The following is a 23,867-nucleotide window of genomic DNA, read 5'->3' as shown; positions in this document are numbered from 1 at the left end:
GCGGCCCAGCGAGACGTCCTCGACGAACTCGCCGACTAACCGAGGCTGCCAGACCGTCCTCCATCTGGATCAGAGATATGTTGTTTTCGCCGCTGACCATCTTAATTCAAGCAGGGAATCCCGGCCTTTAGGCCGGGAGGGAATGCGATACGGTACTGACCAACCGCTACTCGGTGGTCGGGCCGGAATCTAACTCCCGTTGCGCGTGGAGTAGCATCCCCTTCCACGTTAGCCCGTGGCGCTTCTTCGTCTCTTTCAGCGACTCGTACTGTTCCTCGTTTACCTCGAAGTTGATGTGTGGCATGGGTCATTCTCGCCCTCAGTTCGCCACAGTCCACCGAGAGACGAGTGCGAGAACCGGACAGATGACGCTCTCGGCGTACTCGGACTGAGACCTTCCAAGCCGGATTCCCACCGTGTGGGAAGCCCCGCCGTTTACGGCGGGGAGGATGTCACTCTCTCATCGTATAGCTGTTCGATTTGATGCTCCCCTATGGCCTGCGCGGAGGTCGCGCTGCAATCGCGGAGCCGATTCGTCGGCTGAACCTCGTGGTCGACCGGCTCAACCGCCGGCAGGATGCCTACGCATTCCGGATGGTCGACATCCGCGGAGAGTGGGACAACAGCATCCAGAAGTTCTGCCTCATCGCCGATACCGTGACCTACCTCGTCGGCGTCGCCGAGAAAGAGCCGAGCGACCTCCTCGTCGAACAGGGGCTGCTCGTCGGCACGATGGAATTCTTCGAGAAGAGTCACGTCCTCAAACGGGTGTACGAGGACGAGGAACATCCCTTCGGCTGGATGCAGGACGGCGTCTTCGAGCTGTTTGACCGGGAAGGTCGGTTGTACCGCTGGCAGACAGAGGAGGAGCTCGTCGATGTGACAGAAGAACTTCCGTGATTTGTACCGACAGGACGGCCGGTTCGTCTTTCGGAACTTTCGGAAATTGCCCCGTTCCGTTTATGCGGTCGCGTTCAGAAACGGCCCGACATGATCGGTGATGCTCGGGTCCTCCAGCCGGAGTTCGTGCCCAGGGAGGTCGAGCATCGCGACGGCGAGGTCGACGCGCTCACGAACGCGCTCGACCCCATCACGCGCGGCGAGTCCGGCGAGACGGCGTTCCTGTTCGGCCCGAGCGGGACGGGCAAGACCTGCATCGCGCAGTACACCGTCGAGCGGCTCCGCGAGCAGGTCGTCGACATCGAGTACCAGTACGTCAACTGCTGGCGCGACTACACGCGCTACCGGGCGCTCTATCGAATACTTGAGGGAATCGAGGGGACACTCGATATCCACCGGCAGTCCACCCCCACGGACGAACTCTCCGAACGCCTGCGCTCGTACGACGGGGCGCCGTACGTCGTCGTCCTCGACGAGGTCGACCAGTTACAGGACACGGGCGTCCTCTACGACCTCTACAGTACCCGTGATTGTACGATGGTCCTCGTCGCCAACCGCGAGACGGACGTGTTCGACGACCTCGACGACCGGCTCAGTTCGCGTCTTCACAGCGCCCGCCGCGTCCGGTTCGACAAGTACGGTATCGATGAACTCGTCGCGATTCTCGAGGCTCGGATCAAGTGGGGCCTCACGACGGACATCGACCGGGCACACCTCGAACACATCGCGGACGCGTCGGCGGGAGACGCACGCATCGCCATCGGTATCCTCCGGAACGCGGCCCGGGACGCCGAGCGCGCCGGGAGAGAGGAGCTGACGGCGGACCTCGTCGATGGCGCCATCCCCGAGGCCCGACAGCAGGTTCGCAGGACGAACCTCGAGACGCTCACCGAACACCAGCGCGTCCTCTACGACATCATCGACGACCAGGGCGAGATCGACCCCGGCGAGCTGTACGGCCAGTACCAGGAGCGGGTCTCGGACCCGAAGACGAACCGGACGGTCCGCAACCACCTCCAGAAGATGGTCCACTACGACCTCGTCGTCGCCGAGGGCGAGAAGCGCGCCCGGACGTATCGGGTATCCGATGGCGGGGCGTGACTCGTCAGAATCGAGTGGATTCCCGTCCGCGAGTGGGACTCCACCGGAGCCGGCGGAACGCTTTAGTCTATAGTTTGCGAACTATGGACTATGCCGGACGCGTCGTCCCCCGCGCGGCCGCCGGATGCAGGGCAGACGGCCCGACGGTTCTTCGTCGTTCAGGAGCTGCTCGGGTCGCCCGATCTCGCCCGGTTCTACACCGACCTGCTGGTCAACTCCCCGACGACGGTCAGTGCCGTCCGCGAGCACCAGTCGTTCTCGAAGAGTACGGCCTACAAGTACGCCAACACGCTGGCCGAACTCGGTGTCGCCGAGGAACTCGACGAGTACGAGGATGGGTCGGCTCGCTGGCGTGCGCTCCCGGTGAGCGGGAACTGGACCGACGAGACGACCATCGAACTGGGGCCGGTCATCATCGCGGTCTACGGTGCGACCGGTGTCGACGAGGACCTCGAACTGTTCGTCGACCGCCACGGGCGGGCTGCGCTCGCGCCTGCCGTCACGGCGACGGTCGAGTATCTCGAGGGGAAGACGACGCGCCGGGGCGTTGCGGACGCGCTCGGCGTCCCTGCGGTCGAGGGAATCGCCGTCACGCAGGCGATCGAACGGATCGTCGCCGTCGTGAAGCCGTACGACCCGACGCTCGACGGGACCTCGTTCGAGGTTGCCGTCCACGACCGGGCGATCGAGCGGGCGCCCTACCGGCACGCCGATGACTGAGGACCACCCGTCGCCGTTTCCGACGGGCCTCGTCCTCGACACGAGCTTTCTCCGGACGGTCGGCGGAACCGGGAGCGAGCCGTACCGGACGTTCGTAGATTTCGTCGAGCGGGAAGACCGGGAGCTGTACCTGACGCCCGGTGTCGTCGACGAACTTGTGGAGCAACGAGGATACATGAGCATCGACTGGGTCGACCGTGCGGATACGACGCCGTGGCTCTCCCTCGTCGACGCGCTCCAGCCTGGCGTCCGCGTCCACGACGGACCGCGAGCGGGCGAGGTCATGGACAGCGTCCACGAGCGGTTGGCACGATTCGAGCAAACCGACCCGGATACGCTCCGGAAGACGGACGCGGAACTCGCGGGCGTGGCCGTGATGCTCCTCGGTTCGACGGCGCACGAGGCCATCGGCATCCTGATGGATGACCGGAATGCTGAACGGGCCATCGACGGGGTACTCGGGAACACGTACTACGAGGGACGGATCAGGGTCCTCGATATCTGGACGGCGCTCGAGTACATCGAGACACGGTAGGCGAGCGGTCCCAGCCCAGACGGTGTCCGGGAGCGCCTCACATAGATGCAAGGAGGAAGCCCACGGCTTTAGCCGTGGGAGGAATCCGACAATCCCCTCAACGAACCACGAGCGACAGCAGTCCGACTCCCCAATGCCAGTCGTGGAATTCATAAAATAACGCCTCGTGTGTGAAGTTACAGATGGAGGTCAAACGAACCATCCCGGTCAAACTCTCGGTTCCAGACGACCGAGAGGACGACCTCCATCGGACGATCGAGCAGTTCAACCACGCCTGCAACTACACCGTCCAACACGGAAGGAGCGACGACGGCTACCTCATTCTCAACAAGTCCACCATACACGACGAAGTGTACCACGACCTGCGAGATGAGACAGACCTGCCCGCGAACCTCTGTGTCCGGGCGTACTCGAAAGCCGTCGAAGCGATGAAAAGCACCGTCGCAGACTGGAAGAAAGGTAACAGCCGACCACTACCACGATTCAACGAACCGTCAGCCGTCTACGACAAACGGACGCTGACCATCAAAGACAGGTCGGCCACCCTCTCGACCATCAACGGGCGAGTCGCCGTTGACTACGTTATCGGGGACTACCAGAAGTCGTACCTTGATGATGACGACTACGAGAAGCGAATGGGGACGCTTCACTACCGCGAGAGCGAGGGTGCGTTCTACCTCCACATCGTCATCCAGAAAGAGGTGGAAGAACGCGACGGTGACAAGGTACTGGGCGTCGATTTGAATTTGAAGAACGTCGCCGTGACCAGCACGGGGTCGTTCTACGATGGTGGCGAACTGTTGTGGGGGCAGAATCACTACTTCCGTGTGCGTCGGAGCCTTCAGCACAAAGGCACTCGCTCCGCGAAGCAGGTACTCCGGCGACTGTCGGGGCGAGAAACCCGCTTCGTGCTGAACCGCCTGCACACTATTAGCCGACGCATCGTGGAGGAGGCTGACGCCCACGACTGTTCGTACATCGCCGTCGAACGCTTGACCCACATTCGCGAGCGGATGGATAATCGGAACGATCGAGTGAAGCGTCAGATGCACAACTGGGCGTTCCGCGAACTCCAGGAAATGCTCGCGTACAAAGCCGCAGAGTACGGAATCCGAGTTGAGGAGATTCCGCCTGCGTTTACGAGTCAAACCTGCTCGAAGTGCGGGCATCAATCCAGCACGAACCGTAACTCGGACGGGTGGTTCGAGTGCAACGACTGTGGGTACGAGGTTGACGGCGACTACAACGCGGCGAAGAACATCGGGTTGAAGTTGGTAACTTTACCAGAGGGCAAACGCCCCTCTGGGTTGGGCGACAGTCATCTCGCCCTCAAGTCCGGGACGTTGAACGGGAATGGCGATTACACCGCCTACGACACTACGTCGGCAGACCGGGAGTCCACGGACAAGCCCACGACTTCAGTCGTGGGTCGATGACACGAGCGGGTTCGTCTCGCGTTCGAGGTCGACGAGGGGACGCGGTACGACGAGGAGTTCTACCGTGGCCGATTGCTTCGCGCTGCAGAGAGCGTCCTCTCCCCGCTGGACTGGCGACGGGCCGATATCGAGGCGTATCTGGATGATACCGAGGACGTGTCGCTGCACGCGTTCAGCTAGCTCGACCCTTCGATTTTCTGTGGCCCCTGACGGGTGCGGGGCCTCCTGCGGTCTCGCGGAGCCGAGATGGCAACGACACAACCCTACGAGCGACACTTCGACGAGGATGTAGCGCAGACGACCAACATCTGCCCCGAGTGCGAGGGCCGTGTGACGACGAACACACACGAAACTGCCTGTGACGACTGTGGCCTCGTTCTCTCTGAGGGGCGAGTCGACCCGGGACCGGAGCGTCGCTGGTTCGAAGAAGACGGGTCGGAGAACCCGTCGCGAACGGGCGCGCCGTGGACACCGACGCGACACGACGGCGGCCTCTCGACGGAGATCGGCTGGAAGCAGAACGGGAGCGGAGAGACATCCGGGCAGCGACGGCGGCAACTCGCCCGGCTTCGCCGGCTCCACCGCCGGAGCCAGTTCGACGCGAAGAAGGACTGGTATCGGATGGACGGCCTCTACGAGGTTCGACGGCTGACCGGTGCGCTCGAACTCGGGGCTGGACTGCGCGACCAGGCGTGTGCGCTCTTCACGTCGCTACACAGGTCGGGACTGGCCACGGGGCGGTCCCTGGCCGCGGTCGCAGCCGTGGCCGTCTACGTGACCTGCCGGGTGAACGAACTCCCGTGGACGCAGGCGGACGTGCTTGCGGTGACCGACTGCGACCGGAGCCTCTTCCGGGCGACGCTGCAGGCCGCACGTCAGGAGCAGGGCCTCGAACTCCCTCCGCGTTCACCCGCGGCGTTCGTCCCACGGCTGGCGTCCGCGGTCGAGGCGCCCGACGGCGTTCGAGCGCGAGCGACCCAAATCGTGGTCTCGTTGCCCGTCGAGGTGTACAACGGAGCGAACCCGTCTGGGGTTGCTGCGGCGTGCATCTACGCGGCGGCACGGGAACAGGCGGTGTCCATCACGCAGGCTGAACTGGCACGAGCGGCGGAGGTGACGGCGGTGACGCTCCGGTCGCGTCTGACTGAAATCGAGGACGTGCTGGACGGACGATGAAGCCGGGAGAGTGGTTTCGAGGCCTCTTCCGCGAGGAGGAACGCTGCTTCGAGTGTCGCGAGTGTGGCCAGACTGCACGGCCGGGTGCCGTGCGATGTTCGAACTGCGGACGGGAGGAGATTGCCGAATACGATATCGAGTAAAAAATATCTTCTCGAGGAAATTATTTGTTCGTCAAGCGCATGGGATTCAGTATGACCGCTGACCGTTGGGATGACATCAACGAACGTGTCAGGGAGGAGTGGAAGGCGGACACAACCCCATTCGAGCGGGTCTACGAGGTCATCGAGCAAACCCACGAGGGACAGTCAGCAGCCGATATCGCCGAGCGAGCGCTCGTGAGCGAGCCAACGGCCCGTCGCCACTGCAAGGCGCTCGTGAACACCGGCTTCGCCGAGACGGAATCCGATGGACGAGCCACCCTCTACAAGCGAAACAGTGACCGCGTGCTCATGTCCCGGATACGCGAACTCCGCGAGGAAGCGAATCGCGACGAGTTGCTCGATGGCATCAGGCGGATGAAAGCGGAGATCCGTCGCTATGAAGACCGCTACGATGCGGTCTCTCCCGAAGAACTCGCCCAGAAACTCGATGCCGACGAAACGGAAGGCTGGGACGATCTCAGTGCGTGGAAGACCACGCGCCAGAATCTGGCCGTCGCACAGGCAGCCCTCGCCTACGACGAAGCCAGCCACCAGCTTACCGCATGAAAGGCGACGACCGGGCCGGTGAATTCGGCCCGATATATCTTCCCGCACTCCAGCGAATCCGGAACCTCTGGCTCGATGTCGAACCCCTCGTCGAGACGACAGCGTACGACGACCCCATCTCCCCGACTGAACTGCACGTCGAGCTCAGTGCCGGTCTCGGTAGCGCCGATACTGCCCGGCTCGATATCCAGTGGAGCGAACTGGATATGTACTCGTTCCACTACGTCGATGCTGATGACCTGAACTGGAGATTCGATCGCCACCCCAATACCCACTCTCCCGAGACGCACTTTCATCCGCCGCCCGATGCATCGACCACTGCCGCGGAACCCTCCTGTATCGACGTGTCCGAGGTGTCGCTCGTGACGCGAGCCGTCCATGCGATGTGGCGCGCGGCGTACGACCACGACGATCTGAGTCAACTGAACAGTCTCTCGAATCCTCCGTGACCGGGATACCCGGAATGGTCGCCAAGGCGAGTTGGCCGGGATGGCAGAGGGAGCCCCGCGAACCTGATCGGCCTCATGATGGTCGTCCTGCTGTTCGATGTCGCCTGTTCAGTCGCTGTTCGATGGCCGGAATCCGCACCTTTTCGAGCACGCCGACACTATCCTGGCGCCGAGATGGACCTCGAATTCGTATCACTCGGAGACACGGGGCTGCAGACCAGTGAGATACAGTTCGGCACGTGGCGCTTCGGGAAGGAGACCGAGGAGGGCAACGTCGAGATCGGCGAGGACCGCGCCCATCAGCTGCTCGACACCTACGCCGAGCACGGTGGGCGGTTCATCGACACGGCCGACGTCTACGGCGGCGGGACGTGCGAGGAGTGGATCGGCGACTGGCTGTCCGACCGCGACCGCGAGCGCTACACCATCGCCTCCAAAATCTACTGGCAGATCCGCGAGGACGACCCCAACTCCCGGGGCACCAACCGGAAGAACGTCCGGCACCGCATCGACGCGCTGCTGGACCGCCTCGGAACCGACTACGTCGACGTGCTCTACATCCACCGCTGGGACGACGAGACGCCGGCGCGCGAGATGATGAAGACGCTCAACGGGCTCGTCGAGGACGGCAAGGTCCACTACCTCGGCACCTCGACGCTCGTTCCGAACGAGTGGAAGGTCGCGAAGGCCAACGAGATCGCCCGGCGCGAGGGCTGGGAGCCGTTTACGGTCGCCCAGCCGCGGTACAACCTCGTCGACCGCGAGGTCGAGGGCGGCTACCTCGAGATGACGAACGACTACGGAATGGCGGTCTGCCCGTGGAGTCCGCTCGGCCAGGGCTTCCTCACCGGCAAGTACACGCGCGAGGACGGGCTCGTGGGCGAGTCGAAGGCGGCCGAATCCTCACGCTTCCGCGAGGCCTACCTCATCGAGGAGAACTTCGAGGTGCTGGACGAACTCGAGGCCGTCGCCGACGAGGTCGGCGCGACCATCGCACAGACGGCCATCGCCTATCATATGGCCCACAGCGCCATCACGGCGCCGATCATCGGCGCCCGGATCGTCGAGCAACTGGAAGAGAACCTCGGAGCGGCCGAGGTCGAGCTGTCGGACGAGCAGGTCGGACGCCTGCAGGACGCGAAGGGCGGGCCGTACAGCGGTATCTGAACGATCGTTGTGCCGGACGCCCCTGGACAGGGATTAGCCCACCGTGCTCGCGAATCCGTCCTGCTAACCGAACCGACTTCCGCAACTGCCCGGTCAAGCCCACCGACGATTTTATCCCCGTGAGGGGTGCGGGGGACGGAGGAATGTGCCTCGCGGAGTGCATCGATGAAGAACGCAGAGCAGACGACGGTCTTCGCGGGACTGGACGGACGAACAGGCGGACTCCATTGCCGATGGTCCAGTACGCCACTCTCCTCCACCAGGGAGGAATCGGAGATACAACCTCGTAATTATACAAGAGCGTACAAACATATATACAATCTAGAGACGAATGCTGTCGATGGAGGCGTTGAGTATGTCCGAATCGCCGCGAGATGGGGTCCAGTCGTGGGAGGAATCGATGAGCGCCCGTGAGCGCATTCGCTCGGTCGCGGAGACGCTTCGCGAGCCTCGGTCAGTCAACTGGATCAGCAACCAGGCGGACACCGCCTGGAGCACGACCAATGAGGAACTCCAGGACCTCGTCGAACAAGGGCGGCTGCGCCGTGTTGAGACCGACAATACGACGCTCTATCAGCCGGACTATACCCGGATGCTGTTCGAGGAGATTCGCACGCTCATCGAGGAGAACTCACGCGAAGAGCTTCGGAGTGAGCTGGCGGCGATCACCGACGAGATCGAGGCGTGGCAGGAGACGTACGGTGTGGAGACGTGGGAGGAACTCGAACAGTCGCTTGCCGATGGTGACCTGTCGAGCACTGAGATTCGCGAACGTCGCGATGTACTCGCGTTCTGGCAGGAGAACGAGGAAGACCGCCGACTCATCAGGCATGCCCTCGCGCTATACTCGGATGTCGAGTCCGCTCGCGAGCAGCACACAGACCTAGCTGAGGGCGCCACGAGTTAACTGCCGATTCTGATTCATGCTCTTTCTTGCTGGCCGTGGTCGGTATACACAACGCACGCTCCTGCGGGACGTGCATGATCGGCTGATGAACCAGGCGGGTTGCGAGGATGTCCGGTATCAGCCGTCTCGACGACGGCCACGATACGTGATTGCGGCTATCGATCCGATATCGTTTCTGGGTCAATCCTACGACACCGAGAACGCACGACTGGAAGTTCGCTTCTGGTATCCCGCCGGTGTTAACCACGAATACTACCGCATCAACTGGATCGAACCGGAGCGGAACCTCATGCTCGGCTTCCATCAGGACGCCGATCACCAGAACCTCGGCCCCTGCCACATCCAGCTCGATTACGCCGAGACATCTGTTGACCGGTATGCTGCGACGTTTCTCGATGAGCATCCCCTTGCCGTACTTGAGGAACGACTTCAGCAATTCCCCACCGCGTTGGCAGCGATTCGATGGGGAGATGCGACTCCCTCGCTCCCTACGTGGCCGGTCTAGACAGCCAGAGACCACGTACGGAACGCTGGATGGGTGATTAGTGCTTATCGAACGTGTACAGTGGTATACTATGGCTGCGTGGATTCACCGAATCGTCTCCGGGGAAGATTCTGATATCCACGACGAACCCCACATCGAGGGGAGCCGTATCACCGTCCGGTCAATCCACGAGCGAGTGGAGAATGCCGGGGTGAGTCCGCAAACTATCGCGGACAGACATAGCCTCGACCTGGCCGATGTCTACCACGCACTCGCCTACTATCACGAGCATCCCGAGGAGATGCGCAGGTTCGAACAACAGCGCGAGCGGGTGGTCGATGCCCACCGCGAGGATGCCATTACCGGCCCAGCAGACCTAGAGTGAACAGGGACTGGCTCAGACTCGTTCGAACCCCCGCTTTCGAAACCAGATTTACGACTCTCTCTTCGGCGATTCGAGTTTTCGAAACCGTTCAATCGGATTTTGGTTAGTGGGTCGCCGTACAATATCCCCCATCCGGGCGAGCTCCTCGCCGATTTTGTAGCCCCCTGGGGGGTGCGGGGGACGCAGGAACGTGCCTCGCGGAGTACATCGATGAAGAACGCAGAGCAGACGACGGTTTTCGCGGGTTTGGACGGACGAACAGGCGGGCAGCTCCCGACATGGTACAGATGCGAGACGAACGACCCGGATGCGGTTCCGTTCGCGGCGGCCGTGCGGCAACTCCCGAGAGCGACCAGAACGCAGGTGGCCTACCGGAATCCCTACTCCGAGGAGTGGGTCGAGACCGACCGCTTCAACGCCATCATCGAGCCCGCGCGAGCGATGGACCAGGTCAGAGACGAGAGCGTGGACTCGCTGTTCCACGTCCCCACTGACAGCTATTCCATCATCAACCCGACCGATGTCTACAGCCCGTTAGAGGCCGTCCTCAGAGAGACCGAGGTCGACGGCCGGTCGCTCGGGGAGGTGATGTTCGGCGAGATACGCCAGTATCGCGGTGGCGGTGAGGTCCACATGGACATCATGTTCGACGGGTTGGAGGTGCAACTACCGGGAGAACGTGATCCGATCACGATGGGTGTCACCTCGGGGTATGACTACTTCGGTGGGCACGCGGTCTACGTCGAGGGCTTCGCCCGTGACAACGCCTGTGCGAACTCGATTCGCGCGCTGACGGACAGGCAGATCGTCAAGCACGTCGGCGATATCGGTGACTTCGGGGAGTGGTGGGAGGGAATCCTCGAGGGACTCGCGCTCGTGAGTAACGACCTGTACGCGTTCATCGAGGATGCCCAGGAGATCGACATCGACTTCGCCGAGACGCCGTTCGACGTGGCCGAGTTCTACGAACTGATCGGCTTCCCCGAGTACCTGGCCGAGCGGGCGGCCGACGACGCGCTTGCCGTGAGTGAGGGCTTCGTGCTCGACCTGTGGGTGCTCCACTCGGGCGCGACACACGCGCTCACCCACTTCTTCCGAGGGAGAGAGGGTGGGTCACTCGACCGCTACGTCCGAGCTGCGAACGACCTGCTGTTCAACCCCGAGCGGACGCTCTCGGTGGTCGAGCAGACCTACCGCGAGCAGGCCGAGGCCGAGACAGTCGGGGGCCAAACGGGCATCGAGAGCCAGGTCGCGCTGGCGCAGCTAGAGCGTGTCGAGACGGACATCCGAGAGAAGGCTGACCAGTTCGAGGAGCGGGAAACCGCATTGCGCGAGCGCTTCGCCTGACATCGCAGATGATGGGCTGGAACACGCGCCTCGATGGTGGCGAGTGTGGCGTGGTCGTCGTTGACGGTTCGAGCATCGTAGCTAGCGAACCGCGACGTCATCGACCCACGACTGAAGTCGTGGGCTTGTCCGTGGACTCCCGGTCTGCCTCCGACGTGGAGTAGGCGGTGTATTCGCCGTTCCCGTTCAGCGTCCCGGACTTCAGGGCGAGATGACCGTCGCCCAACCCAGAGGGACGTTTGCCCTCTGGTAAAGTTAGCAACTTGTGCCCGATATTCTTCGCTGCGTTGTAGTCCCCGTCGACCTCGTAGCCGCACTCGGTACACTCGAACCAGCCCGTTTTCGAGTCACGATTCGTGCTTGACTGGTGGTCGCACTTCGAGCAATTCTGACTTGTAAACGCGGGCGGTATCTCCTCGACACGAATCCCGTACGCTGCGGCCTTGTACGCCAGCATCTCACGGATTTCGCGGAACGCCCAGTTGTGCAGTTGCCGTTTCACCTGGTCGTCCTGATTATCCATCCGCTCGCGGATATTGGTGAGGCGTTCGACGGTGATGTACGAACAATCGTGGGCATCGGCTTCCTCCACGATGCGTCGAGAAATCGTGTGCAGGCGATTCAGCACGAAGCGGGATTCTCGCCCCGACAGTCGCCGGAGTGCCTGCTTCGCGGAGCGAGTGCCTTTGTGCTGAAGGCTTCGACGCACGCGGAAGAGGTGGTTCTGCCCCCACAACAGTTCGCCACCGTCGTAGAACGAGCCCGTGCTCGTGACAGCGACGTTCTTGAGGTTCAAGTCCACGCCCAGTACCGTGTCACCGTCGCGTTCCTCGACCATTTTCTGGATGACGATATGGAGGTAGAACGCATCCTCGTCCTCGCGGTAGTGGAGCGTTCCCATCCGCTTCTCGTAGTCGTCATCATCGAGATAGGACCGCTGGTAGTCCCCGAGAACGTACTCCACGGCGACCCGGCCGTTGATTGTGGAGAGGGTGGCCGACCGGTTGTTGATGGTCAACGTCCGTTTGTCGTAGACCGCGGATAGTTCGTCGAATCGCGGGAGTGGTCGGCTGTTGCCCTTCTTCCAGTCGGCGACGGTGGATTTCATCGCTTCGACGGCTTTCGAGTAGGCGCGAACACAGAGGTTCGCGGGCAGGTCTGTCTCGTCCCGAAGGTCGTGGTACACCTGATCGTGTATCTTCGACTTGTTGAGAATAAGATACCCGTCGTCGTTGCGACCGTGCTGCACGGTATAATTGGCGGCGTGGTTGAACTGGTCGATGGTCTGATGGAGGTCGTCACGCCGCTCTGGGGGCACATCCAGTTTGACGGGGATGGTACGCGTGACCTCCATCGGCATACCGGAGTGCTGCGCTCTCTGTTATAAATTTCAGGAGATGTTCGGGAGTCACGAGGCAAGTGGCGAGGAAGAATCGAGCCCCGTCGGCTTCCTCCCACGACTGAAGTCGTGGGCTTCCGCCTTGAGCCTCTGTGAGTCGTCTCGAACGTCGTAGTAGGTGAGGTCTAACCCCTCTCTGCAGGGAATTCTGATACAGTGATACATGAGTCTTGCCGATAGTATTTTGTACAGGATGATACTATTCTGTACTACGGAATGCCAATCCCCAAAGATCGGTTCGAGACCCTCGAAGAAACGGGGGTATCCCCACAGACGAACGCAGAACGAATCGTCGAGTTCCTTCTTTCGAACAGGGATCTCGCGTATCGGATGAGTGAGATCGCGGACGAACTCAACATCCCTCGTGGGAGCGTCGGACCGACCCTCAAACGGTTGGAAGATGACGGTCTCGTCGTCCATCGCGACCGCTATTGGGCGATCGATGAGACGTATGCTGCATCCCGGGAGGGGATGGCCCTTACGGGTGCTGCAGCGGCCGAGTATGATGACGGAAAGGGGTTCGATGTCGATGCGTGGGCCGAAGCCGCCGAAGACGCGACACCGAGAGACGGGGACGAATGAATCGGTTCGCTCGCCAATTGCTCCAGTACCCGTATTTCACCGCCCCTGACCTCGTTGAGTATCTCGATGTCTCCCGTCGAACTGCCTACAAGGTCGTCGCTGAACTCGAGTCGGACGGCCTCATCGAGGAGGTGACCGGCAAGGAACGCGGGAAGGAGTACAAGGCGATCGACGTGTTCGATATTCTCCAGTCATCGACCCGCGACTGAAGTCATGGCTTCCGCCTTGTGCCTCTCTGAGTTCCAGAGGAATGCATCGCTGAATCGGCATTAGTATGTGGTTAGCCCAATGAGAAATCCAAAATAGCCAATTTCAAATTAGCCTATTCTAGATTAGCCTAACCGGAATAATTACTTTGCACCCAGCAGACAGCTGGGTATGGACGGCTTTGTGAATCGTGACGCGGAACTCTCTCGATTGCGCGAGTGCTACGATTCGGATGAGGCGGAGCTGGCGGTCATCTACGGGCGGCGGCGGCTCGGCAAGACACAACTCGTCCAGCACTCGCTCACGGACTGTGACGACGCCATCGTCTATCAGGCCACGGAGACGACAGCACGACTCCAACTCGACCAGTTCGTCGATATCGCGGCAGAGACGTTCCCGGGAGTCACGAATATCAAGAAGGACTGGGAGTCCCTTCTCGGCTATCTCGGCGATCAGGATGCTGTGGTCGTGCTCGACGAGTTTCCGTACCTCATCGACGCCGATGAGAGCCTCCCATCAGTCATTCAGCGCCTCTGGGACCAGCGCTTCCAACACACGGCCGGAACGCTCGTCCTCGTCGGCTCGTCGATCAGTATGATGGAGGAAGCAACCCTCCTTGGCAATAGCCCGCTCTACGGCCGCGCCACGGAGAAACTTGACCTCCGGCCGCTGCGTTTCGCTGCTGCACAGGAGTTTCTCCCGGACGACTACACGCCGGAAGAGCGTGTGTTCGCGTGGGGCGTGTTCGGCGGTGTTCCCTACTACCTCGATGGAATTGACCTGGGGCGGGACCTCGCGACGGTTCTCACCGAGGAGGTACTCTCGCAGAAGGGCTACCTCCACGACGAGCCGGAATACGTCCTCCGAACAGAACTCAGGGAGCCGAACCGATACTTCGCGATACTCTCGGCTATCGCGGCGGGCAAGACAACATCGAACGAGATCGCCACGGCCATCGGTATCGATGGGAAGCAGATGTCGACATACACGCAGAAACTCGAACGGCTCCGACTCGTAGAGCGTGAGGTTCCCATCACCGAAGAGAAAGCGAAATCCCGCCGCGGCCGGTATCGACTTCGCGATTCACTGTTCAGGTTCTGGTTCCGCTTCGTCTACGGGAATGAGGACCGCTACGAGCGCCTTGGACGCGATGCCTACGAGGCAATCATCGAACCTGAACTCGCAGATTTCGTCAGCCCGGCATTCGAGACGCTCTGCCAGGAGGCGCTTCCGAACCTCTACCCGGACAAGCTATTCCTCGATATCGGTCGCTGGTGGTACAAGGAACACGAAGTGGATGTCGTGGGATTCACCGACGAGGGGACGATGGTCGTCGGGGAGTGCAAATTCACGAACGCGCCGCTCGACTACTCCGCACTCGCTTCGCTAGAGGACCACGCTGCGGAGATCCGTTGGACACCACCCGGTGGTGGAGACGCAGATATCCAGTACGCGCTATTCGCTCGAAACGGTGCAACCCAGTCCGTTCGGGAGGCCGTCAACGAACGTGACGACCTCCAGTTGTTCAGCCTCAAGAACGTGATAGAGAACTCCTGAGGCAGAAAACTGGGGACTGTATTCGGCCTCTTCCTTTCTAACTAGGCGAGATACATGACGGGGGATATTGAGGCCCAACACGATTCGGCAGGGGCAGGTGATTAACCCGTCACGACGCAAATCAGCGCAACGAGCAGACCTGGCAAGGGCTTATCACGCAACCCGAACTACAGAGGAGTATGACGACAGTGGTCAGCGACGAGGACATCCGGTCGGGTTCCCCACGTATCGAGGGGACTCGAATCACGGTCCTCGATATCAAGCGCCGCGTTGTGGACAACAACGAGGACCCTCATGTCGTCGCTGGCGAATACGCCGTCTCCGTGGGCGATGTCTTCCACGCACTCTCGTACTACTACGACCATCGCGAGGAGTTCTTGGCCCGCGAACGGGACGCTGAACGACGACGGCGGGACGGCGAGCGACGGACTCGGGAACGGCTTGGACTCGCTGACGAGGGAACCGAATCGGCTGAAGAGGCGGACTAGCAGTCATCGACCCACGACTGAAGTCGTGGGCTTGTCCGTGGACTCCCGGTCTACCTCCATAGTGGAGGAGGCGGTGTACTCGCCGTTCCCGTTCAGCGTCCCGGACTTTAGGGCGAGATGACCGTCGCCCAACCCATCGGGGCGTTCGCCCGATGGTAAAGTTAGCAACTTCATGCCGATGTTCTTCGCCGCGTTGTAATCGCCGTCGACCTCGTACCCGCAGTCGTTGCATTCGAACCAGCCATCCGAATCTCGGTTCGCACTGGACTGGTGGCCACACTTCGAGCAGGTCTGACTCGTGTATGCGGGAGCAATCTTCTCAACGCGGATCCCGTACTCTGCGGCCTTGTACTCCAGCATCTCCTGGAGTTCGTGGAACGCCCAGTTGTGCAGCTGGCGTTTCACCTGGTCGTTCGGGTTGTCCATCCGCTCGCGGATATGGGTCAGGTCTTCGACGGCGATGTACGCACAGTCGTGGGTAGCGGCTTCCTCCACGATGCGTCGAGAAATCGTGTGCAGGCGATTCAGCACGAAGCGGGTTTCTCGCCCCGACAGTCGCCGGAGTGCCTGCTTCGCGGAGCGAGTGTCTTTGTGCTGAAGGCTCCGACGCACGCGGAAGTAGTGGTTCTGCCCCACAACAGGTCGCCACCATCGTAGAACGAGCCCGTGCTCGTGACAGCGACGTTCTTGAGGTTCAAGTCCACGCCCAGTACCGTGTCACCGTCGCGTGCTTCAACGTCTTTCTTGATGACGATGTGAAGGTAGAACGCATCCTCGTCCTCGCGATAATGGAGCGTTCCCATCCGCTTTTCGTAGTCGTCATCATCGAGGTGCGAGCGCTGGTAGTCCCCGAGAACGTACTCCACGGCGACTCTGCCGTTGATTGTGGAGAGGGTGGCCGACCTATCCTTGATGGTCAGCGTCCGCTTGTCGTAGACGGCAGACGGCTTGTTGAATCGTGGGAGCGGTCGGCTGTTACCCTTCTTCCAGTCTGCGACGGTAGCTTTCATCGCTTCGACGGCGTCGAGTAGGCCCGAATGCAGAGGTTCGCCGGGAGGTCTGTCTGGTCCCGAAGGTCGTGGTACACTCGGTCGTGTATCTGAGACTTGGTGAGGATGAGATAGCCGTCGTCGTTGCGACCGTGTTGGACAGAGTAGTTGCAGGCGTGGTTGAACTGCTCGATTGTCCGATGGAGGTCGTCGCACCGCTCAGCAGGTACCTCTAGCTTGACCCGGATGGTGCGTGTCACCTCCATCGGCACACCGGGGTGCCGCGTTATCAGTGATAAACCTCAGGAGACGTTCGGGAGTCGGGGGCTGGTACAGGAGCGGGATGAACCTCGGTCGGCTTCCTCCCACGACTTCAGTCGTGGGCTTCCGCCTTGAAGCTCTGTGCGAATCCTAGCCGACGAGAACGTCCCTGGGCCGTATGTTTCTGCACTTCGCGGGGACGGTCACGACGTTTCGTACAGTAGGGATATCGAGGCGCTCGGTCCGTCCGCTCCTGATGCGGCGGTTCTCGAATACGCAGCGGAGAACGGATTCGCAGTCCTCTCGACCGACGTCAAGGACTTCGGTCATCGGGACGTGTCGGTCCCGGTGTTCGTCGCTCCTCAGGATATCACGTGGAAGGCTTGAATCCAAAGCCAACGGACCCGTCTCCTGTATCTCCCGAGTTTTCGATAGAGGCCCTGGGCGGTGCGTGTCGTCGGATGCCACCAGGTCAAAGGAGCGGCGTGATGCCTAAGTATGTGTAGATTCTACACATGGCGTGATGGCCGAGGAGAAGACCCGAATCGATTTCAACGCCCCAAAATCCCTCGTCGAGCGTGCCGACAGCGTCGTCGATATTCTCGACATCTCTCGGACTCGACTCCTCATCGATGCACTTGAGGATGAGTTGGAAGCCCTCGCCGACGATGAGGCATTCCGTCGGCGTCTTGGCGACGCCTACTACGATGGGCGCGTCGACTACAAGACTGTCGAGGCGATTCTCGGTCGCGAGGAGGCCATGCGGATGAAGCTCCTCGAGGCGTCGATTGACCGCACCCCCGCTGAACCCCAGCTTGCGGACGGACTTCCGAGCGACGAGAGCTTCTACGACGGCGATATTCCGGAATGGAGGGACGATTCGTCGTCTGAATCCGAGGACGAGTCGCGCGCCTGACAATGTCGGGGCAAGCCGTTGCCGTCGTCGACACCAACGTCCTGCTGAATCTCGCTACACCGGTCGTCGATCGGCGCGCCCGGGCCCCTTCTGGTGCGGACCCATTCAAAGCCCTCCTCGCGGCGTACGATGTCCATGTTCCTGCGAGTGTCCTCGGAGAGGTCACTGAGGCAACGGGTGGAGAGGACCTCCTGGCTACGGCTGCCGATCTCGTGCTCCGAGCAGCCCACCAAGTGACGACACACGATGTCGACGACCGAACCGACGAGCCGCTTGAGTACGGACTCGACCGCGGGGAAGCCGAGGCAATCTGGCTGGCCAACGAATTGGAGGCGGACCTCTTCATCACGGACGAGTTCAACACGACCAACTACCTGTTCGTCAGCCTCGCACTCGACGACAGGAATTCCCTCTTCACGAGTCCGCATATCCTCTGTACGTTTGCGGCCCACGGGGTCCTTCCGAGCGAATTCGTCGAGGCGGCTCTCAGCTACTACGTCGAGACAAAGGGCTGGGATTCCCAATACGTTGCTCAACTGCGCCAGCGATATCTTGTCGACGGTGAGAACGCGTAAACTACCTCACCCTACTCCCTCGGCGCTCCGCGCCTCGGTTCGTTGAGGGTGGGGCTTTGATGTGGACTCCCGGCAATCAGCCACCGGCGATAGGCCGGTGACTCTCGCCGCTCATCGTTCCACCAGTTATACGCAGGTCTACTTCTGCGTCTCCGCTCCCCGACTTAGGCGAGGAACGGAGTCTGTGTATCCGCTTTCGAGCGTACCGTAGCCCGATGTTCTTCGCGCCGTTGTAATCCGCGTTCACCTCATACCCACACTTCCGGCACTCAAACTGTTCTCCGTGGCGGTTGTTCTCATGAGTGAACCCACAGTCCGTCCGAGAACAGCGTTGGGACGTGTGGTTCGGCTCAACTTGTTCGACGGTGACGCCCCGCTCGGGTGCTTTGTACGCGACGTACTCGACGAGGCGTCGGAACGCCCACACGTGGTGCCACTTCGCGTGCGGAAGTCGCTCTCGAATGTCGGTCAAGTCCTCGAACACGATAACGTCGCAGTCGTGTTCGACGGCTTCCGAGACAAGTTCGTTAGCGACGGTGTGGATGTACTGTTTCCGCCACGCTTCTTCGCGCTTGCCGAGTCGAAGTATGGCGTTGTGCGCGGATTGAGTCCCGCGCTGTTGCATCCCACCGCGTCGCTTCTCAAACTCACGGCACCAGTGGTCGTAATCATCTCCTTGCCAGAAGCGCCCGGTCGAGGAGACGGCGAGACTGTTGACGCCGAGGTCGATACCGAGGACCGTTTGGTCGGGGTGCCCGGTATCTTCCGAAACCTCTGCGTCGCCGTCTATCCGCCGAGTCGAGATGTGGAGGTAGAACTCGTTGTCTACTGCGTCGTATCGAACCGTACTCTCGCGGAACTCGTGGTCCTCGGAGAGGACGTACCGCTCGTAGGGCGTGGGGCTGTCCGCCGGGAGGACGAACGAGGGTTCGACCCGGCCCTCGATGGTTGCCAGCGACACCTTGTTGCGGTAGAAGGTCGCGCTCCGTGCGTCGTAGTCCATCGTTTCGGCGGTGAACGTCGGTTGGGAGACGCGCTGTCCCTTCTTCCAGCGTTCGACACCGCTTTTGACGGCTTCGACGGCTCGCCGGATGGCGGCTTGGACGAGTTGTGCCTGTAGGTCCGTCTCCTCTCGAAGTTCGGAGTAGAGCGCGTCACGAACCTGCCGTTTGGACCTCGAGGACTATCAGGCGCTGTACGACGTCTTGCGCAACACCCCGACGCGGGCGTTCGATGCCTCGATGTTCCTGACGGTCCGTGGCGAAGACCGCGAGACCGTCGAACACGACGTGGACTCGGTTCGGAAGGCTGCCCGCCGCGCCCCAGCGAACCTGACGCCCGTGACGCCGCGCTGGGCTCAGCCCGCGACGCTCACCTCCTGCAGTCCTGTCGCGGTCGACCAGCTTGCGGAGTCGATGGAGACGACCACGCCGATGCTCGCGGGCGCAGCGGGTGCGCTGTTCCCGTTCGTCGCAGGTGCGCTTGCCGAGCCGGGTATCGAGTACGGGACGTACGCGCTCAACGAGAGCCCACTCATCCTCGACCGGTTCAACCGCTCGACTGGCTACTGCATGATTACCATCGGGAAACTCGGCGCGGGCAAGTCGTTCGGAACCAAGTTGCAACTCGTCCGCCGTGCGATGTACGACGAGGACACGGTCATCGTGATGCTCGATCCGATGGGTGGATTTGCTGGGGTGAGTCAGGCGCTCGGTGGCGAGCGAATCACCGTGGGCGGGCGTCGCGGGCTGAACCCGCTCGAGTTGAAGCCGACACCCGAGTCGGTCCTACGGAGCGTTCCCGACCTCGACCCGTGGGCCCAGCAGATCGCCTGGGTGATGACCTTCTTCGGGACGTTCTTCGAGCACGTCGCGAACAACCCGCTCGGCGAGCGCAAGCAGACGCTTCGCCGGGCGGTGCAAGAGGCCTACGAGCGCCAGGGCATCACGCGCGAACCGGGCACGCACGTCCGCGAATCGCCCACCGTCACGGATGTCATTTCCGTGCTGGAGACACTGCTTGATGACCCACGGGCGTTCGGCTACGAGACCGCAGGCGAGCAGGACAGCGTCCGCGCGGACGCGCAGTCGCTGCTGAAGGACCTCCGACCCTCGTTCTGGGCCGATGGCGACCTCGAACATCTCGCGCAGCCGACGGCGTTCGACCTCGATTCGAAGGTCGTCTACCTCGATCTGCGACAGGAGGAGGGCAGCCGCGGCCGGTCGGAGACGGGGCTGATGATGCAGGTGTTGTTCAACGCAGTCTACGAACGGGCGAAGGCGACCGAGAAGCGCGTGCTGTTCGTCATCGACGAGGCGCACTACCTCATGTCGGATGCGACCTCGCTCGGGTTTCTGGAGACGGCCGTACGCCACAGCCGTCACTACGATCTCTCGCTTCACTTCGTCACGCAGACGGGCGGCGAGTTCACGCTCACGCCGGAAGCCCGGACCATCGCGAACCTCTGCTCGATGACAGTCATCCACCGGGTAAACGAGGAGGCCGAGCAACTCGCTGAATGGTTCGGTCTCTCAGAGCGCGAGGTCAACTGGGTCCGGACCGCGAAGGCGGGTAACGACGAGGACGGGTATTCTGAAGCGTTGCTCGGGATAGATGAGGAGGGCTGGTTCCCCATTCGTGTCCGGGCGAGTCCGTACGAGGCACAGGTCATCGACGGGTACGTCGCGGAATCACCTACCGAGGGTGATGCAGGATCTGAGGTTATCGCCGACAACGGTCTGTCCATCGGCGAGGAGGTGGCCGATGACTGATACTGCGTATCCCCAGCCGACGGCAGACGAGATACCGGATGCTATGACCGCACGTGAGCAGTGGCTCTGCTGGCGGGAAGAAGAGCGGGACGGCAAGCCGACGAAGGTGCCGATCAATCCCGCGACCGGAAAGTGGGCATCGACGACGGATCCGGAGACGTGGAGTTCGTTCGACATCGCGTACGAGTTCGCGACCGAGTGGGACTACGGGCTCGGGTTCGTCTTCACCGAGATCGACCCGCTCGTCGGTATCGACCTGGACGACTGCCGTGATGTCGAGAACGGGCGGCCGACCCCGGTCGCGAAAGAGATCGTCGGTGTACTTGATTCGTACACCGAGGTTTCACCCAGCGGAACAGGGTATCACGTCATCCTGAAGGGGCGGCTGCCGAACAAGCGAAACCGTCGTGGGAAGGTCGAGATGTACGAGAAGAAGCGCTTCTTCACCGTCACCGGCAACCACGTCGAAGGGACGCCCACGACGGCGAAGGAGCGGTACGAGGAGCTCGACGGGGTATACTACGAACACATCGGCGCAGAGACGAGGGTGGGCGGGGAGGAGCCGGCCTCTGGCCAGGCGTCGGAGCCCGAACCCTCGGATTCGGAGCTGATCCGTCGGGCGGGTGTCGCGAAGAACGGGGAGAAGTTCCGGCGCCTCTGGAAGGGGCAGACGACCGGCTACACGAGTCAGTCGGAGGCCGACATGGCGCTCTGCTGTCTGCTCGCCTTCTGGACCGGTGGCGATGCGAAGCGGATGGACGCGTTGTTCCGTGACTCGGGGCTGATGCGTGAGAAGTGGGACGAACCCCACTACAGCGATGGCTCGACGTACGGTGAGGTGACCGTCGAGCGGGCTGTGGGTGTGACCGACGAGTTCTACGAATCGGCGACTGGTTCGCAGGATGGTAGTCCATCTCGTAGCTCACACGATTCACAACTGCGTGGACAGCAAGCCTACGATGCAGAGCGGATACGGCTGCTGGAGCAGCGTGTGCAGGAGCTGGAGGCGCTGCTCGGTCTGAAAGAAGACCGAATCCAGACGCTGGAAATACAGATTGAAGATAACGATTCTCCATCCTCGGAGCCTATCGGCGGGAGGGATGCGGAAGGAGCTACGGAAGACGACGGTACCTTGAGTTCATTCTTCCGGAAATTTCTCAGCTAACCGAGATTCACTCGCGCCGCCGATATGGCTAGTTGGAAGGGCAGGTGGTTTCCGGTATTTCGACTCACGATGGAGTTCCCCCGTGTACTTCTGGTGGGCTGCTGACTCGGATTACGGAAAGTCAAGGAGAAAGCCCCGTGCTTCAGCGCGGGGAGGATGTTAGCGGCGTGAGGATTCTCTGGTGGACACCTCGTGCCGACTGATTCACCGGGAGCGAGTGTTGTTGCGAAGCAGTTCAATGGTCGACAGACACACCACAAGCCGAGTGACAGATGCCTGGAAGGCTCTCTAAAAGACGGCTCTAGTGTCGATCTATCGCTTGACGCCCCCACCCGATACCGAGTGAACCACATCTTCCCGTTCAATGTCCTCCCTGCTCCTCTCCGTGAAATCGTAATTCGAGCTGAGGAGTCTGTGAAACCTCCACAGCCGTTTTCTCCTCCACAGCAAGACCTCTACGATTCGATTGTGTATTCTCTGGGGGAATTCGCCTGCCCGATGGGCCGACGGTGGACCGGTGCCCACTGGCCACACGGATCGACAATTCGCCGTTTCAGTGCCGATGTACCGATTTGAGGGCCGCCTGCCGTTCGCTACGGTCGCAATCATGAACACCACTGATTGCAGCTACATAGAAGATACCGATACACGGCGCTCTCCATGGAGAAATCGACCCGTACGCGGCACAGGGGAAAATCGGGTCTCGACCCGACTCAAATGACGGTACACGTAGCGTAGTGGCTACGTATCGGTAGAATCGCCATCCCAGATTCCGGTGACAATCGAACTGTTCAGGGTGGTCTCCGGAGGGAGATACGACTCGATCTACCGATACACTGTCTCTCCGAAGACATTTCACGACCACCGGCTTCTGAACCGCCCGAGAATCTGAATTCCGGGAGTGACCGTAGCAAGCCGCTACCGCCGATTCTTCGCATCTGGATATTCGACTGGGGGTCATCGATCCCGCAGATAGCACACACCCGTTCTCCACAGGTTCTGTTGTGGATACAGCGGCGATTGTGAACACCCCCGGTTCGGGTCGGCTCAGAGGCCGGTGTCCGTTCTCCGGCGGGATTTCGCCATGGAAACGCTCGCTATCGGCGGCTGTGTATCTCCGAGGTCGGGTACTCCCGTATCCATATTCGATATCAGACGAAAGCAGCGCTGAACGGGCTGATTCGTGAATGGTGGGGGGTCTGGGAGGCGAACGACGGAATCATGAGGCGTCCGTATTGGGTGAATTCGCCATGGAAACGCTATGTATCGCCGGATCTGATTCGGCTCCCTCCCCCGTTCGACAGGGCTCTCGTTCGAGGTGCTGCGCCTTGGTTGACTCGCGCTTGGCCGTAAGCACAGGTATCACAGTCACCATCGTTCGTGTGAACCGGCGAAGCCACGGTTGTTACTGTACGGACCGCAAGATACTACGGTGGTCCAGCCAGTCCCACTTCGGGTCCGGACGCTGCGACCATTTCGTGCCCACGCTCATGGACTGTGTCGACGACACGTCCCGTGTGGACGAGTTCTATGAACATCGCGAACTGGTTGTGGCACCCGTAGTGCATCCGGTGGTTCTAGCATCGAATGTACTCAATCGGCGTTCCCAGTCGGACGCTCTCAGTAACCGGGGGACACGT

The 23,867-nt window shown here is 61.2% G+C and carries 26 protein-coding genes and 3 pseudogenes; 22 read left to right on the top strand and 7 right to left on the bottom strand.

Annotated features, from left to right (window positions below; genetic code table 11):
• Nucleotides 1-166: 166 nt before the first annotated feature.
• A complete protein-coding gene (locus P2T62_RS15800; RefSeq protein ID WP_276258029.1) occupies nt 167-304 on the bottom strand; it encodes a hypothetical protein in 138 nt (45 codons plus the stop codon).
• Nucleotides 305-525: 221 nt separating this feature from the next.
• Here P2T62_RS15800 and P2T62_RS15795 point away from each other — a divergent pair.
• The 5 genes and pseudogenes from P2T62_RS15795 to P2T62_RS15775 all read left to right on the top strand — a co-directional run.
• Nucleotides 526-900 (top strand): annotated as a pseudogene (locus P2T62_RS15795) (hypothetical protein); the annotation flags it as partial.
• A 90-nt stretch (nt 901-990) separates the two neighbouring features.
• A complete protein-coding gene (locus P2T62_RS15790) occupies nt 991-2,001 on the top strand; it encodes a Cdc6/Cdc18 family protein (protein WP_276258028.1) in 1,011 nt (336 codons plus the stop codon).
• Between the two features lie 90 nt (nt 2,002-2,091).
• Nucleotides 2,092-2,721, top strand: coding sequence for a DUF7437 domain-containing protein (locus P2T62_RS15785; RefSeq protein WP_276258027.1), 630 nt, complete (start codon nt 2,092-2,094; stop codon nt 2,719-2,721).
• Nucleotides 2,714-3,256, top strand: a complete 543-nt coding sequence (locus P2T62_RS15780; protein ID WP_276258026.1) for a PIN domain-containing protein — start codon at nt 2,714-2,716, stop codon at nt 3,254-3,256. The genes P2T62_RS15785 and P2T62_RS15780 overlap by 8 nt, the downstream gene beginning before the upstream one ends.
• 182 nt (nt 3,257-3,438) lie before the next feature.
• Nucleotides 3,439-4,692, top strand: a complete 1,254-nt coding sequence (locus P2T62_RS15775; protein WP_276258025.1) for an RNA-guided endonuclease InsQ/TnpB family protein — start codon at nt 3,439-3,441, stop codon at nt 4,690-4,692.
• Here the strand turns inward: P2T62_RS15775 and P2T62_RS15770 are convergent.
• A complete protein-coding gene (locus P2T62_RS15770; RefSeq protein ID WP_276258024.1) occupies nt 4,675-4,860 on the bottom strand; it encodes a hypothetical protein in 186 nt (61 codons plus the stop codon). The two genes, P2T62_RS15775 and P2T62_RS15770, sit on opposite strands and share 18 nt — an antisense overlap.
• A gap of 78 nt (nt 4,861-4,938) precedes the next feature.
• On the opposite strand from P2T62_RS15770, the gene P2T62_RS15765 reads away from it, so the two are divergent.
• From P2T62_RS15765 to P2T62_RS15730, 8 genes are all read left to right on the top strand, one after another.
• A complete protein-coding gene (locus tag P2T62_RS15765) occupies nt 4,939-5,868 on the top strand; it encodes a transcription initiation factor IIB (protein ID WP_276258023.1) in 930 nt (309 codons plus the stop codon).
• Between the two features lie 194 nt (nt 5,869-6,062).
• Nucleotides 6,063-6,578, top strand: coding sequence for a winged helix-turn-helix domain-containing protein (locus P2T62_RS15760; protein WP_276258022.1), 516 nt, complete (start codon nt 6,063-6,065; stop codon nt 6,576-6,578).
• The gene (locus tag P2T62_RS15755; RefSeq protein ID WP_276258021.1) at nt 6,575-7,027 is read left to right on the top strand and encodes a toxin-antitoxin system TumE family protein; all 453 of its coding nucleotides are present in this window, start codon (nt 6,575-6,577) and stop codon (nt 7,025-7,027) included. Before P2T62_RS15760 ends, P2T62_RS15755 begins: the two co-directional genes overlap by 4 nt.
• Before the next feature lie 174 nt (nt 7,028-7,201).
• Nucleotides 7,202-8,194: an aldo/keto reductase gene (locus tag P2T62_RS15750; protein ID WP_276258020.1), complete on the top strand. Its 993-nt coding sequence runs from the start codon at nt 7,202-7,204 to the stop codon at nt 8,192-8,194.
• A 355-nt stretch (nt 8,195-8,549) separates the two neighbouring features.
• Nucleotides 8,550-9,101: a DUF7342 family protein gene (locus P2T62_RS15745; RefSeq protein WP_337250448.1), complete on the top strand. Its 552-nt coding sequence runs from the start codon at nt 8,550-8,552 to the stop codon at nt 9,099-9,101.
• A 16-nt stretch (nt 9,102-9,117) separates the two neighbouring features.
• On the top strand, nt 9,118-9,606 hold the full coding sequence (locus P2T62_RS15740; protein WP_420028379.1) for a hypothetical protein: 489 nt from the start codon (nt 9,118-9,120) through the stop codon (nt 9,604-9,606).
• Nucleotides 9,607-9,676: 70 nt separating this feature from the next.
• Nucleotides 9,677-9,970, top strand: coding sequence for a DUF433 domain-containing protein (locus P2T62_RS15735; protein ID WP_276258017.1), 294 nt, complete (start codon nt 9,677-9,679; stop codon nt 9,968-9,970).
• A 210-nt stretch (nt 9,971-10,180) separates the two neighbouring features.
• Nucleotides 10,181-11,317: a hypothetical protein gene (locus P2T62_RS15730; protein WP_276258016.1), complete on the top strand. Its 1,137-nt coding sequence runs from the start codon at nt 10,181-10,183 to the stop codon at nt 11,315-11,317.
• A gap of 97 nt (nt 11,318-11,414) precedes the next feature.
• On the opposite strand, the gene P2T62_RS15725 is transcribed toward P2T62_RS15730, so the two are convergent.
• Entirely contained in the window at nt 11,415-12,671 is a 1,257-nt protein-coding gene (locus P2T62_RS15725; RefSeq protein ID WP_276257341.1) for an RNA-guided endonuclease InsQ/TnpB family protein, read from the bottom strand.
• Nucleotides 12,672-12,932: 261 nt separating this feature from the next.
• On the opposite strand from P2T62_RS15725, the gene P2T62_RS15720 reads away from it, so the two are divergent.
• The 4 genes from P2T62_RS15720 (at nt 12,933) to P2T62_RS15705 (ending at nt 15,550) form a co-directional block, all read left to right on the top strand.
• Complete coding sequence (locus P2T62_RS15720) at nt 12,933-13,298, top strand: MarR family transcriptional regulator (RefSeq protein ID WP_276258015.1); 366 nt, start codon at nt 12,933-12,935, stop codon at nt 13,296-13,298.
• A complete protein-coding gene (locus tag P2T62_RS15715) occupies nt 13,295-13,507 on the top strand; it encodes a helix-turn-helix domain-containing protein (protein ID WP_276258014.1) in 213 nt (70 codons plus the stop codon). The genes P2T62_RS15720 and P2T62_RS15715 overlap by 4 nt, the downstream gene beginning before the upstream one ends.
• Nucleotides 13,508-13,676: 169 nt before the next feature.
• Nucleotides 13,677-15,062 (top strand): ATP-binding protein, encoded by a 1,386-nt coding sequence (locus P2T62_RS15710; RefSeq protein WP_276258013.1) that lies wholly within the window; start codon nt 13,677-13,679, stop codon nt 15,060-15,062.
• Nucleotides 15,063-15,241: 179 nt separating this feature from the next.
• Nucleotides 15,242-15,550, top strand: coding sequence for a DUF433 domain-containing protein (locus P2T62_RS15705; protein WP_276258012.1), 309 nt, complete (start codon nt 15,242-15,244; stop codon nt 15,548-15,550).
• 3 nt (nt 15,551-15,553) lie between these two features.
• Here the strand turns inward: P2T62_RS15705 and P2T62_RS15700 are convergent, their stop codons facing one another.
• From P2T62_RS15700 to P2T62_RS15690, 3 genes are read right to left on the bottom strand one after another with little or no spacing between them, the layout of a single operon-like run.
• Complete coding sequence (locus P2T62_RS15700; RefSeq protein ID WP_276258011.1) at nt 15,554-16,162, bottom strand: RNA-guided endonuclease InsQ/TnpB family protein; 609 nt, start codon at nt 16,160-16,162, stop codon at nt 15,554-15,556.
• Nucleotides 16,075-16,560, bottom strand: coding sequence for a hypothetical protein (locus P2T62_RS15695; protein WP_276258010.1), 486 nt, complete (start codon nt 16,558-16,560; stop codon nt 16,075-16,077). Before P2T62_RS15695 ends, P2T62_RS15700 begins: the two co-directional genes overlap by 88 nt.
• Entirely contained in the window at nt 16,557-16,805 is a 249-nt protein-coding gene (locus P2T62_RS15690; RefSeq protein WP_276258009.1) for a hypothetical protein, read from the bottom strand. Before P2T62_RS15690 ends, P2T62_RS15695 begins: the two co-directional genes overlap by 4 nt.
• A 136-nt stretch (nt 16,806-16,941) precedes the next feature.
• Between P2T62_RS15690 and P2T62_RS15685 the strand changes: the two genes are divergently transcribed.
• The 3 genes from P2T62_RS15685 to P2T62_RS15675 all read left to right on the top strand — a co-directional run bounded on the left by P2T62_RS15685 (nt 16,942) and on the right by P2T62_RS15675 (nt 18,291).
• On the top strand, nt 16,942-17,187 hold the full coding sequence (locus P2T62_RS15685) for a DUF5615 family PIN-like protein (RefSeq protein WP_276258008.1): 246 nt from the start codon (nt 16,942-16,944) through the stop codon (nt 17,185-17,187).
• 136 nt (nt 17,188-17,323) lie between these two features.
• Entirely contained in the window at nt 17,324-17,716 is a 393-nt protein-coding gene (locus P2T62_RS15680) for a hypothetical protein (protein WP_276258007.1), read from the top strand.
• 2 nt (nt 17,717-17,718) lie between these two features.
• Nucleotides 17,719-18,291 carry a PIN domain-containing protein gene (locus P2T62_RS15675; protein ID WP_276258006.1) on the top strand — a complete coding sequence of 191 codons (573 nt, stop codon included), beginning with the start codon at nt 17,719-17,721 and terminating at the stop codon, nt 18,289-18,291.
• A 76-nt stretch (nt 18,292-18,367) separates the two neighbouring features.
• Here P2T62_RS15675 and P2T62_RS15670 read toward each other — a convergent pair.
• Nucleotides 18,368-19,465 (bottom strand): annotated as a pseudogene (locus tag P2T62_RS15670) (RNA-guided endonuclease InsQ/TnpB family protein); the annotation flags it as partial.
• Between P2T62_RS15670 and P2T62_RS15665 the strand changes: the two are divergent.
• Together P2T62_RS15665 and P2T62_RS15660 are read left to right on the top strand one after the other, a co-directional pair.
• Nucleotides 19,458-21,062, top strand: a pseudogene (locus tag P2T62_RS15665) (VirB4 family type IV secretion system protein); the annotation flags it as partial. The pseudogenes P2T62_RS15670 and P2T62_RS15665 sit on opposite strands and share 8 nt — an antisense overlap.
• Nucleotides 21,055-22,227 carry a phage NrS-1 polymerase family protein gene (locus P2T62_RS15660; protein ID WP_276258005.1) on the top strand — a complete coding sequence of 391 codons (1,173 nt, stop codon included), beginning with the start codon at nt 21,055-21,057 and terminating at the stop codon, nt 22,225-22,227. The pseudogene P2T62_RS15665 and the gene P2T62_RS15660, both read left to right, overlap by 8 nt.
• The last annotated feature ends 1,640 nt before the right edge of the window (nt 22,228-23,867 follow it).

It is taken from the genome of Haloglomus litoreum (genome assembly GCF_029338515.1).
In the GTDB taxonomy this organism is placed as follows: Archaea; Halobacteriota; Halobacteria; order Halobacteriales; family Haloarculaceae; genus Haloglomus; species Haloglomus litoreum.
This window is presented reverse-complemented; position numbering and strand designations above follow the sequence as displayed.